Source organism: Gillisia sp. CAL575, assembly GCF_000403785.1.
GTDB lineage: Bacteria > Bacteroidota > Bacteroidia > Flavobacteriales > Flavobacteriaceae > Gillisia.
In genome coordinates this window covers 1-14,453 of record NZ_APHJ01000044.1, presented here as the reverse complement: position 1 = coordinate 14,453, position 14,453 = coordinate 1, and the positions used below count along the sequence as shown (strand labels likewise).

At 33.0% G+C, this 14,453-nt stretch carries 12 protein-coding genes; 9 read left to right on the top strand and 3 right to left on the bottom strand.

Annotated elements, in window-relative coordinates:
- From I130_RS14400 to I130_RS14375, 6 genes are all read left to right on the top strand, one after another.
- A partial coding sequence (locus I130_RS14400; RefSeq protein WP_034924779.1) for a pyridoxal-phosphate-dependent aminotransferase family protein occupies positions 1 to 971 on the top strand: 971 nt, incomplete at its 5' end.
- Positions 972 to 1,375: 404 nt separating this feature from the next.
- Positions 1,376 to 1,780 carry an OsmC family protein gene (locus I130_RS14395; RefSeq protein ID WP_034924776.1) on the top strand — a complete coding sequence of 135 codons (405 nt, stop codon included), beginning with the start codon at positions 1,376 to 1,378 and terminating at the stop codon, positions 1,778 to 1,780.
- Positions 1,781 to 2,121: 341 nt separating this feature from the next.
- Positions 2,122 to 2,901: a HipA family kinase gene (locus tag I130_RS14390; protein ID WP_034924773.1), complete on the top strand. Its 780-nt coding sequence runs from the start codon at positions 2,122 to 2,124 to the stop codon at positions 2,899 to 2,901.
- Entirely contained in the window at positions 2,891 to 3,274 is a 384-nt protein-coding gene (locus tag I130_RS14385; protein WP_034924771.1) for a DUF3037 domain-containing protein, read from the top strand. Before I130_RS14390 ends, I130_RS14385 begins: the two co-directional genes overlap by 11 nt.
- Before the next feature lie 294 nt (positions 3,275 to 3,568).
- Entirely contained in the window at positions 3,569 to 5,413 is a 1,845-nt protein-coding gene (locus tag I130_RS14380; protein ID WP_034924768.1) for a cystathionine beta-synthase, read from the top strand.
- Between the two features lie 73 nt (positions 5,414 to 5,486).
- A complete protein-coding gene (locus I130_RS14375; RefSeq protein ID WP_034924764.1) occupies positions 5,487 to 6,359 on the top strand; it encodes a DUF808 domain-containing protein in 873 nt (290 codons plus the stop codon).
- Positions 6,360 to 6,465: 106 nt separating this feature from the next.
- Here the strand turns inward: I130_RS14375 and I130_RS14370 are convergent, their stop codons facing one another.
- The gene (locus tag I130_RS14370; RefSeq protein ID WP_034924761.1) at positions 6,466 to 7,362 is read right to left on the bottom strand and encodes an alpha/beta fold hydrolase; all 897 of its coding nucleotides are present in this window, start codon (positions 7,360 to 7,362) and stop codon (positions 6,466 to 6,468) included.
- A gap of 192 nt (positions 7,363 to 7,554) precedes the next feature.
- On the opposite strand from I130_RS14370, the gene I130_RS14365 reads away from it, so the two are divergent.
- Together I130_RS14365 and I130_RS14360 are read left to right on the top strand one after the other, a co-directional pair.
- Complete coding sequence (locus I130_RS14365; protein ID WP_034924758.1) at positions 7,555 to 9,369, top strand: FAD/NAD(P)-binding protein; 1,815 nt, start codon at positions 7,555 to 7,557, stop codon at positions 9,367 to 9,369.
- A gap of 116 nt (positions 9,370 to 9,485) precedes the next feature.
- Positions 9,486 to 10,172, top strand: coding sequence for a type 1 glutamine amidotransferase domain-containing protein (locus I130_RS14360; RefSeq protein WP_034924756.1), 687 nt, complete (start codon positions 9,486 to 9,488; stop codon positions 10,170 to 10,172).
- Positions 10,173 to 10,253: 81 nt separating this feature from the next.
- On the opposite strand, the gene I130_RS14355 is transcribed toward I130_RS14360, so the two are convergent.
- The gene (locus tag I130_RS14355) at positions 10,254 to 11,561 is read right to left on the bottom strand and encodes a GIY-YIG nuclease family protein (protein WP_051119729.1); all 1,308 of its coding nucleotides are present in this window, start codon (positions 11,559 to 11,561) and stop codon (positions 10,254 to 10,256) included.
- An 81-nt stretch (positions 11,562 to 11,642) separates the two neighbouring features.
- Between I130_RS14355 and I130_RS14350 the strand changes: the two genes are divergently transcribed.
- Positions 11,643 to 13,682 (top strand): ATP-dependent helicase, encoded by a 2,040-nt coding sequence (locus tag I130_RS14350; RefSeq protein WP_034924751.1) that lies wholly within the window; start codon positions 11,643 to 11,645, stop codon positions 13,680 to 13,682.
- A 209-nt stretch (positions 13,683 to 13,891) separates the two neighbouring features.
- Here the strand turns inward: I130_RS14350 and I130_RS14345 are convergent.
- Positions 13,892 to 14,453, bottom strand: a 562-nt coding sequence (locus I130_RS14345) for a PepSY-associated TM helix domain-containing protein (RefSeq protein ID WP_034924747.1), incomplete at its 5' end; no start/stop codon positions are given.

Here is a 14,453-nt window from a genome sequence, read left to right as displayed (position 1 = left end):
TGGCAGCTGCCAATCTTATAGAACGAGGAGATCGTGTATTGGTTATTTCTACAGGATATTTTGGACAACGGTTTAAAGATATCTTGGATCGTTATGGTGCAAATACGACTATTCTAGAAGCTCCGTTAGGCGAAGTTGTGACTCTAGAAGCCATTGAAAAAGAACTCAAAACCGGAAATTTTAAAGCCTTAACTATTACACATGTAGATACTTCCACTGGAATATTGGTAGACCCAGAACCAATAGCAAAATTGGCACAGAAATACAACACCTTAAGTATTTTAGATGGCGTCTGCTCGGTTGCCGGAGAAGAGGTTAATCAGGAAAAATGGGGGCTTGACATTGTTTTAACTGCATCTCAAAAAGCCATTGGTGTACCTCCAGGACTAGCACTTTTAATAGCTTCTGAAAAAGCAATGGAAGTTTGGAAAAACAGAAAGACTCCAGTTGGTAATTATTATGCAGATTGGACTAATTGGTTACCTATAATGAAAGCCTACGAAGAAAGAAGACCCTCGTATTTTGGAACTCCACCCGTTAATTTAATTGTTGCACTTGAGACAAGCCTGAAGATAATCTGTAAGGAAGGGATACTTGCAAGAGTAAAACGTCATCAAGAGTTGGCAAGGGCGTTTAGAGCTGGAATATCCTCATTAAATCTAGAGATATTACCAAAGACCAGTCAAATAGCAGCGAATACACTTACAGCTATTTACTATCCAAAAGGGATTGATGGTTCAGCACTACTTTCAAAAATAGCTAGTAAGGATATTATCGTTGCAGGAGGTTTACTTTCAAAAATAAAAACTACCTATTTTAGGATTGGCCATATGGGTTCAGTTTCTTCAAATGATTTATTTGCAGTGTTAGGTGCCTTAGAACATGCTTTACTAGAACTAGGATATAACATGGATCCTGGAATAAGTTTACAAGCTTTTCAAAAAGAACTATTAAAAGCTGGAATAAAATAAAACTGAAAGTTATTCTGGTGAGAATTAGATTGGAAAGATGGTTATATAAGTGCAATTATATGTTTCAACTATCCCTTTACAGATCTAAATGAATATTCCAATTCAAGCTTATAATTTAGAGCGCTAGGATCAAATGATCCTTGACTTTGACTCATTCGTCTCTATTCAAATTTCTCATATAACCATAGATAAATTTAAGAGTAGATTAATTTATTAGAAATTATATTCCTTTAGATTAATTATTCTTTTAGGTGGACTTTTTCAAATATCTGCCGGCGATATTTAGCTTTATTGTTGAAAAATATTTATTGACTTATATATTCTTCTGAAATCGGGCTTATTGGTTTAAGTTTGTTGAAGAAGTCACCTGGATAACTTAAATAATTTTGAGATAAATTTAATTTATGAAATATTTCAGTAAAGCAGAAGCATCTTCAAAAAATAATGCTTCAATAAAAATTAAGGATTCAGAAATAAGTTTTGGAACTATTCCAGAATCAGCTGATAGTTTACCTAATCCAGCTGAATTATTTTTAGGTTCAATTTCAGCCTGCATTCTTAAAAATGTGGAACGCTTTTCAGACTTAATGAAGTTTGAATACTCTCATGCTGAAATTTCAATAAGCGCTACACGTTTGGAAACACCTCCAAGAATGGACGAAATAAATTATAAATTGAAAATTTATAGTCAAGATGAGAATCTGAATGTAGCATTACTTAAAAAAAACATAGAAAAATTTGGAACTATATTTAATACGGTGAAGCAATCTTGCTCTATTACTGGTGAAATCAAGATAGATTCTGAATAGAAACTTCAACCTAGCTAACTTTACTAATACCCCAAGTAAAAAGAATTCTAAAGATTAGCATATAAAACATAAATCCGGACCTCTATCCTACTCACTCTAAATCAAATATCAATCAATAATACTGTAACATCTTCTTGTTTTCATTTTAAAGAATTGAGCAAACTCTGGCAATGAGCTTACAGAATATCGATCCGTACTCTTTGCTTTAAATTTGATTTATCTAGCTATACAGATTTGTGCATCAATTCTTATCCGCATCAAAGCACCTTTCTTTAAATAAATCGGTAGATACGAAGGGAAAATCTAGATCCACCTTCTATATATTTAGTAATTTTGCAGCTATGAATAAAATTGATATTCGCACGGTAAATGTAGTGCAATATGTACAGCCATTAAGAGAAGGTGGCTCACTGCCAGCCATAGTTAAGGCCGATGATGATTTTCTCTATGTAATTAAATTTAGAGGTGCCGGGCAAGGAAAAAAAGCACTTATAGCTGAGTTTATTGGTGGAGAACTTGCACGATCTATTGGCTTAAATGTTCCTGAATTAGTTTTCATGAATCTTGATGATTCATTTAGTAAGACAGAACCAGATGAAGAGATCCAAGACTTACTTAAATTTAGTGTTGGTTTAAATCTTGGTTTACATTTCTTATCAGGTTCTATAACATTTGATCCTTTAGTAAGCGAAGTAGATTCATTATCTGCATCAAAAGTGGTTCTATTAGATAGTATTATTAGCAATATAGACCGAACTGCCAAAAATACCAATTTACTTCACTGGAATAAAGAGCTTTGGATTATAGATAATGGCGCAAGTTTTTATTTCCATCATGATTGGAAAACATGGGAAAATCACCTTAACAGAACTTTTCCTCTAATAAAAGACCATGTTCTATTGCAAAAAGCAACTCAGTTAGAAGAGGCATCAAAAGAGGTTCTACAGTTCATTAATCAGGATAAAATTAAAGAAATTATCTCAGGCATTCCAGAAGATTGGCTCTTAAGCGAATCTGATACAATGACTAGCAATGAAATGAGAGAAGCCTATATTCAGTTTTTAAAAACTCGTCTTTCTAAAATAGATTTACTAATTAAAGAAGCTGAAGATGCAAGATAGATATACATTTGAATATGCTATAATTAGGATTGTACCCAAGGTAGAACGCGAAGAGTTCTTTAACGTCGGAGTCATTCTGTTTTGCAAAAGGAAAAAATTTATTGGTATTAAATACCACATCAATCCAGATAAACTAAAAGCTTTCTCCCCAGATTTAGAATTAGATTTCTTTGAAGATTATTTAAAGGCATGGGAATTAGTATGTCTTGGTGAACCTGCTGGAGGAAAAATAGGAGCTATGGAATTATCAGATCGATTTAGATGGTTAAGCGCCTGCAGAAGTACCATCATTCAAAGTTCCAAAACACATCCAGGCTTGAGCAGTGATCCGCAAAAAACATTAGAAGAAATCTTTGAAAAACAGGTGCTCTAAAAATAAAATGAGTTTATGCTAAACCATTACTTAGCCCAGTTTTATTCTAAGAGTTTTTGAATTTCATAAACTTCAATAAGACCTAATAACATTATTTATATTCTATTTAAAAGTTGACAATTTAAAAAAATGTAAAATCCTGAAGGGAGGAGATGAATAAATAATATATCTAAACATTAGTTTTTTTCTTGCTTAGTTATTTTAGAAGAGTGTTAGATACAAGTTAAAAGAACCCTCTATCACCTTAAAAAATTCTAATTAGTGTATATTATCACCCTATACAAAGTTGAAATTATGGAAGACAATAAAATGCTTAATTATATTAAAGATGTAATAGAAAATATGCCAAACGGCTGGCTTAATCTTACTACACATCGTTTAGATATATATGATGAAAAATTGGCCAAAACTCAATTCTTAGACCAATTCGAAAATTTATATAAAAGCAACAACTCTACTACCTCTGCCTTAAATAGACTACCTACTGCTTATGATTATATTAGATTAGGTCATCCCTTATCCTGTATTCTGGAATGGGGAATTGCTAATCTAAATATGCAAGACGCAAATAACGTGATAAGTTTTTCATCCAAGACGGTTCCTGTTTTAGCAATCCTTAGAAAAAATTTATTAGATAATAAAAACACCCAAATAATTTATACAGGTGAACTACCTACATCTTTTAATGCAGATGTAGTGAAAGATGTATATGGCTATAAATTTGAACTTAAGAAAGTTGAAGATGCAACAGCTATTTCTAAATTTGATGGCAGTACTATTTTTATTTCACATCAAAATGAAATTGGCAATATAGAGCTTTCAGAAAATATTGACTTTTTTATCAGCCTACATGCTCAACTTGGAAGTATTTTAGTAGTTAATGGTGAACAAAATGAAAGTTATATTTCAGAAATTCAGCATGTAAGACGAAGGGAAACCATTGCAATGACACCTGCCAATTCTCTAACTGCCTTAAAGTTGCTAGTAGATCAATCTTCTTTGAAGGAAGATATAAGTAATATCGAAACAAATAAAACAAGTGTCTTAGATTCCATAAAAAAAATTACTGGTACAGACACAAATCCTCTAGTTGCCTCTAGCGGACTATCTATACAATACGCCATTATGATGGGGCTTATAGATGATGCTTTAGAAAATCATAAAGGAAAGGCTATCAAATTTATTGTTCCACCAAACTGCTATGGTGGTACAAATGACCAAGCAAGGCGAGTTGCTACGTGCAGGGATAATGTTGAAGTAGTGGATTTACCAGTAGATGGTGATAATGAAATGGTGCAAAGTATTGATAGTATTTTGGACAAAATTGCCAATGAAGATGCAGTCCCATATATAATTGCTGAAATTCCAACCAACCCTAGAGTTGAGGTTCCCAATCTTTTGGATCTAAAGGCAGTGCTTAGTAAAAAACGTAATACTGCTAATGGTGAAACTGCTATAGATCCAGTTTTTATTTTAGACCAAACTTTTTGTCCTAATATTCACTTTTTAGGTGAAGGCAAAATTCTCTCTACCGTTAGAACCATTTCTTATGCCAGTGGGTCTAAATTTCCAAGTGGCGGAAAATGTACTGCAGGATATTGCGTAGGAAATAATAAAACTGAAGCTTTGATGCAAAAAATTAAGTTGCACCTAAGTCTTTGTGATAATGAAGCTACAAGTCTTCAATATGAGATATTAGCAAAACAATTGCCATCAATGAATCAAAGAATTGTTGATGCATATAAGAATTCACGTGAATTCGTGAGTTTTATAAAGAAGAATTTACCAGAGGCAAAAATCAATTTTGTTTCAGAAGAATTGGCACAAGAAGGCTTTACTCCCTCCGTTTTTTCTTTAGATCTTCCTACTAAAGGAAATACCGCTGAAGAAAAAGAAGCTCACAAAAGGGAGTTGAATCTTAAGCTGATCAATCTAATGATCACAGAAATTCCGAATGAAAGTAAATTTTGTGTGAGCTACGGGCAGTTAAAGGGTTGTTATTGGACGATTCCGGCAACATCTACTCAAGGGACAACCAAAGAAGGTGATAAAGATTATATTGTTCGTGCATCTCTTTCTCCAGATTTGGATCTCGAGCTTCATAAAAAAATCTTTTCTAAATTTGTTGACCAAATTTAAGACTATCACTAACTAAAGAATAGTTTAAAAAAAGATCTAATATTTCTAACTCACTAAATAAAAATTAAATAAGATGGCATCAGGATTTTTTGCGCTATTAGACGACATTGCAGTTCTTATGGATGATGTAGCCGTAATGGGCAAGGTGGCAACAAAGAAAACAGCGGGAATTTTAGCAGACGATTTAGCTGTTAATGCAGATAAAGCTTCGGGTTTTGTTTCCTCAAGAGAAATTCCAGTTCTATGGAAAATAACCAAGGGCTCTTTTTTGAATAAATTAATTATTCTACCAATAGCTTTTCTACTGAGCGCCTACTTTCCTGCTGCAATAATACCTATTTTATTATTTGGAGGCGTGTATCTGGCCTATGAAGGGGCAGAGAAAATTTATGAGTACTTATTTCATAAAAATGAAACTAAAGCCAAAGAGGAAATTATAGAAATGACCCCAGACGAAGTTTTAGAATTTGAAAAGACAAAGATAAAATCTGCTATTATTGTAGATTTCATTTTATCAATAGAAATTGTAATAATAGCTTTAGGAACGGTCGTGAATGAACCAATTACTATGCAAATAATCGTAGTTACAATAGTAGCAATTCTGGCAACCGTTGGAGTTTATGGTTTGGTTGCATTATTGGTGAGAATGGACGATGTTGGATTTAAATTAATAGCTGCAAGCAAGGGAAAAGCAAGTTTTTCAAAAAGTCTTGGTACAGGTTTAGTCAAAACCTTACCATTTTTAATTAGAGCTTTGGGTATAATAGGAACTCTCGCAATGATTCTGGTTGCAGGAGGAATATTTAATCATAATGTACATTTTGTCCATGAACTTGTCTCCTCATTACCTAGCATTTTAGGTGATTTTATAGTTGGTTTACTTGTAGGTATCGCGGCTTTAATTCTGGTAAAAATATTTTTGATGATTAAAGGAGTAAAAAAATAATAACATATATAAAAGAGTCGTAATATTCTCTAAGAATGTTACGACTCTTTAAAATTATCTCTTATAAAAAGGAAGATATTAATTTATCCCTTAGTTATTTCAAAACTTATCTCGGAAGCATTTGTTTAGAAAGCTGGATGATCTCTACAAGCTTATCAACTATTTCCATAGATTTTTCTTCTTGCAGAAAATGACGTGAGCTTAATTCGTGAACTTCGGATAGGCCAGCGACTTGTTTAATCTCCTGTCCATATTCCTTAAGTGTTAAGAATGGATCATCTACTCCCCAAACTGCCTGTACTGGAAATTTCACGTCTTGTACTGCTTTATAACACAATTTCCTGAATTCTTCTGTATCGTCAAAATTTCTCATCAGCTTTAAAAAAGCATCCCCTCCATCCTTAAGTTTCAAAATATCAATATGTGCGTTGATTTCATTTTTAGGAATTTTAGAATTGTCATTTACCCCCATTTTATTAAACATTATTTGCCAAGTAGGATGCTGTAGGCTTGCCAACTCTATTTCTCCCAATACAGAGTTTTCAAAAGGACGCATAGGCCATGGTTTTTTAAAATTCACAACATCTATCCAAGTATTTAATATGGTGATAGACAATATTTTGTCCAAATTCTGGGCAGCCAGCGCGAAACCAACAGGACCACCAACATCATGAATTAACAAGTGATATTTCTCCAATCCAAGTTGTTCTGCTGCGTCTGCAGTAAACTTAGCAAAAGATGAAAAAGAATAATCAAAATCCTCTGGTCTATCAGAAAGTCCTAATCCAGGAAAATCTATAGCCACTCCTCTAAAACCTTTTTCCGCTAAGGAGGGAACAATTTTACGGTATAAAAAAGAAGAGGTCGGTACTCCATGTAAACAAAGAACAGCCTCTCCACTTCCTTGATCGAGTGCAAAACATCTCATGCCATTAACCTCAATATATTTCCCAGAAGCTTCATGCTTCTCTATAATCGTATCGATAGAAATTTTCTCGCTCATAATATTTAATTTTATTTTAAAATTAATAAATATAAATCCCCTAGATAAAAATTTGGCTTCAATTTGACTTTAAATATCAGCACATTATGATGCTTTTAAGATTTAGATCTGTCAAATTAAAATTTATCTTTTCTATAACTATAACAAATTTATCAATTAGATATCTTTAATATTTAATGCCTAAAATTTATCATGGATAAAAAAAATATTGCAATTATAGGTTCTGGAGCAACAGCGATCTACTTACTTAAGCATATAAATGATCATTTAGATACTTTTAAAAGTTTCATCCATGAGATCAGCATTTTTGAGAAAGGAATACATATGGGAATGGGTATGCCTTATAATCCTGAAACAACAGATAAATTTAATCTTGCTAATATTTCTTCGGAAGAGATTCCAGATTTACCAAAGACTTTTGGAAATTGGCTAAGGGAACAAGGACCTGAAAAGCTAGCATCTTGGAATATTAAAGATTTTCCAATAGAAGATTCCAAAGTATATAGCCGCATATCTTTAGGAGCATATTTTCATGAACAATATAAAACCCTCATACATCAGTTAGCCGAAAATGGCATCAAAGTTTATCAAATTAACGAGGAAGAAGTAAGCGATATCAAGTCTGATGATGAAAGCAAACGAATTTATGTTCAAACTCTTAAGGGAGGTACGAGAGATTTTGATAAGGTAATAATCGCCACGGGACATCACTGGTTTGAAGCAGATAATGAGAAAATTGGATATTACTCTTCCCCTTGGCCTATTCATAAATTATTACCGAAATCTGGAGAGTTTTATAATTACCCCATAGGAACACTAGGCGCATCGCTTAGTGCTTTTGATGTGGTTAGTTCTCTCGCCCATAGACATGGCTCATTTATTGAAAAAGAGAATGAACTGCGCTATGAACTTAATCCAGATGCTCAGGGATTTAAGATGATAATGCACTCTGCGGAAGGTTGGCTACCTCATTTACAGTACGAACAGGAGTATCCTATGCGGGAAATTTACCGACATACGAGTCGGGAAGAAATGCTCTCTCTTATTGAAGAAGATGGATTTTTAAGAATACATACATTTTTTGACAAGGTCTGCAGAGAAGCATTAATACGATCTTTTGAAAAGGATAAAATGCCTGAAATGGTTTATAAGCTTAAACATGATAAAATCAATTTTAAAGAATTTGTTCAAATCATGTCAGAAGATCATGAATATTCAGATTCTTTTGAAGGTATGCGCAAAGAAAGGCTAGCAGCACGAGAATCTATAAATAACAATGAACCTACCTATTGGAAAGAAACATTAGATGATCTTATGTATTGCCTAAATTTTCATGCAGAGCTATTACCTGCCGAAGATCATTTATTTTTCCGAAGAGAAGTAATGACATTTCTTATGAATGTAATTGCAGCACTTCCCTTATCATCAGCCAATATCCTTTTAGCACTCTATGATGCGAATTGTATAGATTTAGTTTCAGGTAAAGTTGAAGTAATCGACGATAGCAGAAACAATGAAAGTACATTAATTGAAATTGAAAAACCAGATGGTACAAAGGAAAGAATAGATTATAAACTGTTCGTTAATTGTGCTGGTCAAAAAAATATTGAGCTAGAACAATTTCCATTTCCTTCCCTTGTTAAAGATGGAAAGGTTAGAAAAGCCAGAGCTAAATTTGAGGATTTAATAGACTTTAATAAACTTCCAAAAAGTATTGATAAAGACTTAGTCTTTGAAGAAAAAAACGAGCTTTCACTTTACACAGGTGGTGTAGATATTGATGCCGCTTACAGGTTAATAGATAAATATGGTAATCCAAACGATAGTATCTACGACATTAGCTTTACCCACACATCTGGCTGCAGACCATATTCTTATGGATTACAGGCATGCAGCGCAACAAGTAAGATCTTAACAGAGGTTTGGCTGTCTTCCATTTTAGAAAATGCTGAAATCAATGTTGAAATTGAAAAGATCACCGAAGTCTATGATGAGAATGAAATTTAATGTCAACTCGAATTATTGAAAAAATTTAGACTAGAAAGGACTCTCGATCTATTGCTAACATTTATTTCTTATCATAAAACACCTAATTATTAATATCAACAATTAAAAATATAAAAATGGCTTCCAAGAAAATTTTAATGATTCTTACCTCACATGAAGATCTGGTGAATACAGATTCTAAGACTGGTTTATGGATTGGAGAATTTACAGATCCATACTACGAATTTATTGACGCAGGGCATCAAGTTTCTCTTGCAAGTCCTAAGGGCGGTAAACCTCCCATTGATCCAATGAGTGAATTGACAGAACATATAACAGGTTCTAACAGAAGATTTCAGGATGATACTATAGCGCAAAATGCTTTGAATACAACTATGAAATTGGAGGGAATTTCATCTTCAAACTATGATGCGGTATTCTTTCCTGGAGGACATGGACCAATGTTCGATTTAGCTTCAAATGAGCTGAGTGGAAAGTTGATTTTAGATTTTATCTCTAGCGGAAAACCTGTTGCTTCAGTATGTCATGGCCCAGCTGCCTTAATTAAAGCCGCGGAACTCAATCCTTCAATATTAGAAGGAAAACGAGTAACTGGATTTTCTAATACCGAAGAAAAATTAGCATTAAAATTTAATAATATTCCTTATACATTAGAAGACCGCTTGAAGGAATTGGGTGCAGAATATCATACTGGAACCGTTCCATTTATTTCACACACAGAGATTGATGGCTTATTGATTACAGGCCAAAATCCATTGTCTGCAGGACCAGCAGCAAAAGCTTTATTAGATTTTTGGAAATAAAAAATATACAGCTGAATATGGATATCGCACAATGTGTATGAGTTTGTCAGGCAGATAATTCACTTTAAAATCTTATGTGTTTTATATAAAGAGAATATTTTCTTTGCTTAAAATATTGGCTAAGGAATTAACTATTCTAGTAGTATCATAATTGTTTTTCTGTATTACCAAATGTCCTAAAACATCATTATAATTTGATATAGGTACAGATTTGTCTATATATCCATATCCTTCATATATTCCATTTAGCTCGTAAACGAAGGCATCTTCAGAATTATTTCTGCCTTTCAGTTTATAGATTTTCCTAGACTTTTTACTTCGGAACTGCTCAAAGGCAACTTGAAATCTTTTGTTATAATCCTCAATTGATTCTCCGCCAGAACAAACACAATCACTAAACTTTTTCGTGAAATTACTACAGGGACCTTTCACTTTTTCTAAACCACAGTATTTTCTACATAAATTATATTTTGAACAAAAATCTGCTAAGGAGGCAATTACAGACTTTCTATTGAAATATTTTTCTGGTAAGCTATCTTCAAATTCTTTTCTTGTGATCTTTATTTTAGATATTCCTTTTGCAGTAATATCCAAAGTAATTATAAAGGGATCTGGATCTAAAATCTGTTGTGAATTAAAACTTGGTTTTAAGCTTTTTATATTGTCAGTTTCTACAAGTTGAGCAATAATATCATTACCAGTATAGATCACATCAATATCCGCAACTTGTGAATAGTCAATATTATTTTGTGTAGTTGTTTTAGAAAAATGACTTTGTAATCGTTTTCGGATATTTTTCCCTTTCCCTACATAAATTACCTCATTTTCTTTATTCAAGAAAAAATAAACACCAGCATTTTTTTTATACTTTGATAAATCATGAGTATAAGGATTAATATCTGTAGACTTATACTCTTCTAACTGATTGCTTTGCTGATTACTATATTTATACATTACATCTAAGAAGACTTCAGCATATTCTACGCTATTCAGTGGATGCCGCACAGAAATTAATTCTTTTATCTGTTCTAAATTCTTATTCCCTTCCTTTCCTGAAGGCCATAAAATTGTAGGCTTCAGATTAAAATTATAGCCTATAGTTCTAAACTGAGATTTTAGTAAATCGAATTGAAATTTTTCAGTAAAAATTAATTTTTGATCTCGAAACAGATCAATTAACTCATCTGCAGAATTACAAAATGGTTCACTGGCTAATAGTTCCAAACGGTCTAAATTATTAAGCGAATAGATCTTTTTAGGAATAGATTGTTCCGGTCTTATATTAAACACCCTAAAACCCTCAATAAGCTCTTCAGAATAAAGAACTATACGGAAAGGAATCTTTGCCCTTAGCCCAAGTGTTATATATTGAATATAGATAAATATCATTTCGTCAAAAATAGGAAATTTTCCGCATATTGGAAATATTCCTAATTACCTAATAAATCATTATCTTTACAAAAAAAGAAATTGGAGAATCATATTCTTAACGAGAAACAGAAAAAAGCTGTTGAATTCGATGGTCAACATCTTTTGGTACTTGCCGGTGCGGGAACTGGGAAAACCAGATGTATTGTTGGTAGAGCAGCCTACTTGATTGATCAAGGCACAGCACCCGAAAAAATACAGATTCTCACGTTTACCAAGAGGTCTGCTAATGAAATTGTGGAGCGTGTAAAATCTTCGCTTTCAGATAATCAGGCACAGAGTTTAAATGGATCTACATTTCACTCGTGGTGTAATCAATTAATTGTACGTTATCCTAATTTATTTGGTGCTTCAAATTATACCGTGATAGATCCAGATGACCAACTTAGTGTGATGAAGATGGTATGCGGAGATCAGATTATCGAGTATAAAGGAATACGCATAAAACCTCAGCAGTTAATCGATATCTATTCTTACGGAAGAAACACCCGTCAAAATCTTACTAACTCCATCCGCGAAAAGGTTTTTAAAGGTAAGACTGATGAAGAAACAAACGATGAAATAGATATTATAAGGCCTAAGGTTGAAGTACTACTAAGAGCTTATCAAATAAAAAAAGGAGATGGGAGATATTTGGATTATGATGACCTTCTATTAATAGTTGCAAATAGATTAAGAAATGATGAAGAGGCAAGAACGATCCTTTCACATCAGGTTAAGCATTTATTAATTGACGAATTTCAGGATACCAACCCGTTACAATGGTTTTTACTTGAACCCTTTTTGCAAATTGCTAAATTCTATTGTGTTGGCGATGATGCACAGTCTATTTATTCTTTCCGTGGTGCCGATTATAAAAATGTCCATTTATTTAAAGAACGAGTTCCAGAATCTCAGGTGTTGATCCTAGATAATAATTACAGATCTACACAAGAAATTTTGGATCTTTCTAACTGGCTGTTAGATGAATCCAGTTTAGATTATAAGAAAAAATTAATAGCTACACGAGGAGAAGGCATTAAACCAAAATTAATAAATGTTGCAAGCCAGTGGGAAGAGGCTAATTTTATTGCTGAAAATATTCTGGAAAATTTTACAGAAAATAATAAGAACTTTATTGATCATTTGATCCTTTCAAAATCTACTTATTATACCAAACCATTACAAGCAGTTTTTATTCAGAAAAAGATCCCTTACGTGACTTATGGGGGAAGAAAGTTTATGGAAGCTGCTCATATTAAAGATGTGATTTCGGCGCTTAGAGTTGTAAATAATGTTTATGATGAAATTGGATGGATGCGATTTCTAACCTTTTGGGATGGGATTGGAGAAATAAAAGCTGGAAAATACATCTCTAAAATCTTAGAATTTAAAGATCCTTTAGAGTGCGCACAGAATCTGGAAGATGCCATTGGAGGTCCTGATGGAGAAAAAATAGCAGACATCTACAATACAATCTTCCTAAATTCTGGAAACGTAAAAAAAGCTATCCAAGAAACATATTCCAAAATGGAAATGCCTTTGGCTTTTAAATATCGAAAAGATTGGGAAGAGAAAAGAAAATCTGATTTCCCGGTACTTGAAATGCTCGGTGATAATTATTCCACTATTGGCCAGATGATTTCTGAAGGTATCCTTGAAAACGCAAAGCAATTGAATGGAGAACCTGTGCTAGAGGGTTCTCAGTTAAATGATAGCGAGATTAAAGATCATGTAATAATATCTACCGTACATTCAGCAAAAGGTTTAGAATCTGATGTGTGTTATGTATTAAACGTATCTCCAAAGGTTTATCCAAGCGCATGGAACCTTCATAGCGAGGAAAGTATTGAAGAAGATAGACGCGTCTTATATGTAGCCTTAACAAGAGCTAAGAACGAATTATATATTACTCGCGATACAAATTCAATAAACACGGTGAATAATTCTGAAAATTCTTCTGATGCTTCTTCTAAATATTTTCTAGAGAAGTTACCAGCTAAGCTTATAGAACAAATTGTCAATCCCTTTAGCATTATTAAACCAAGAGATATTCTTACGCCCAATAAGATAGATCTTTCTGCTGGAATGGATTTTTCTTAAGAAAAACAATTATTTGATTCACCAAAATAGTTAAACTTTAATTAGAAGATTCAATACTAATCTTGTCAAAGCATCTGCACGACTAACAACTGAAATTATAACATAATTGGAGCACTTCAAGGATGTTTTAAAAATGAATACATTTTGACAAATACTGGAAGGAAAGCCTATTCTTCCTACTGTTTAGTGAATATAGAAGAATTAAGGATTTAAAACTTCTTCTTTTTCTTCTTCATTTTATTTAGCCAGATGATAGTACCGGTTATTGGTAAACTAGTTGCTATTAAACATGCCAAGAAGTACAGTATTTTTGAAAAGGTTCCAAAGATCGAACCTGTATGAATAGGTTTAATAAGTGAAGTAATTTGAACGTTCAGAGGTTTATCACTAAATATTTCCTTTTTAATCAGGCTACCATCTCGGTCTAGAACCAAAACATCAGAAGTTACGGGAGACCAGTTTTTATCATTATATTTCCTTATGTAATAAACTCCATCTTTATTTAATGGTAGGGATATATTTGTATCTCCCTGATAGTTAAGTTCGGTAACAGAAATATCATAAATGCCCTTAACAGAAAATACTTTAGAATTTTTTAAATGTGTTTTAATTTCGGGTTCCCCTCGTCCTCCAAAGATTTCCGAGCCCAAAATTTTACTACCCGCATCACGATACCAATCAAAAGACCAACACAGTCCGGTAAGGATCATTATTACTAAAAAAATGGAAGAATAAAACCCAAGTGTATTGTGAAGATCATGATTTATTCTT

What these genes read in the sequence shown, in the direction of transcription:
- I130_RS14395 (WP_034924776.1), top strand. Translation starts at nt 1,376, where the DNA reads ATGAAATATTTCAGTAAAGCAGAAGCATCTTCAAAAAATAATGCTTCA.
- I130_RS14390 (WP_034924773.1), top strand. Translation starts at nt 2,122, where the DNA reads ATGAATAAAATTGATATTCGCACGGTAAATGTAGTGCAATATGTACAG.
- I130_RS14385 (WP_034924771.1), top strand. Translation starts at nt 2,891, where the DNA reads ATGCAAGATAGATATACATTTGAATATGCTATAATTAGGATTGTACCC.
- I130_RS14380 (WP_034924768.1), top strand. Translation starts at nt 3,569, where the DNA reads ATGGAAGACAATAAAATGCTTAATTATATTAAAGATGTAATAGAAAAT.
- I130_RS14375 (WP_034924764.1), top strand. Translation starts at nt 5,487, where the DNA reads ATGGCATCAGGATTTTTTGCGCTATTAGACGACATTGCAGTTCTTATG.
- I130_RS14370 (WP_034924761.1), bottom strand. Translation starts at nt 7,362, where the DNA reads ATGAGCGAGAAAATTTCTATCGATACGATTATAGAGAAGCATGAAGCT.
- I130_RS14365 (WP_034924758.1), top strand. Translation starts at nt 7,555, where the DNA reads ATGGATAAAAAAAATATTGCAATTATAGGTTCTGGAGCAACAGCGATC.
- I130_RS14360 (WP_034924756.1), top strand. Translation starts at nt 9,486, where the DNA reads ATGGCTTCCAAGAAAATTTTAATGATTCTTACCTCACATGAAGATCTG.
- I130_RS14355 (WP_051119729.1), bottom strand. Translation starts at nt 11,561, where the DNA reads ATGATATTTATCTATATTCAATATATAACACTTGGGCTAAGGGCAAAG.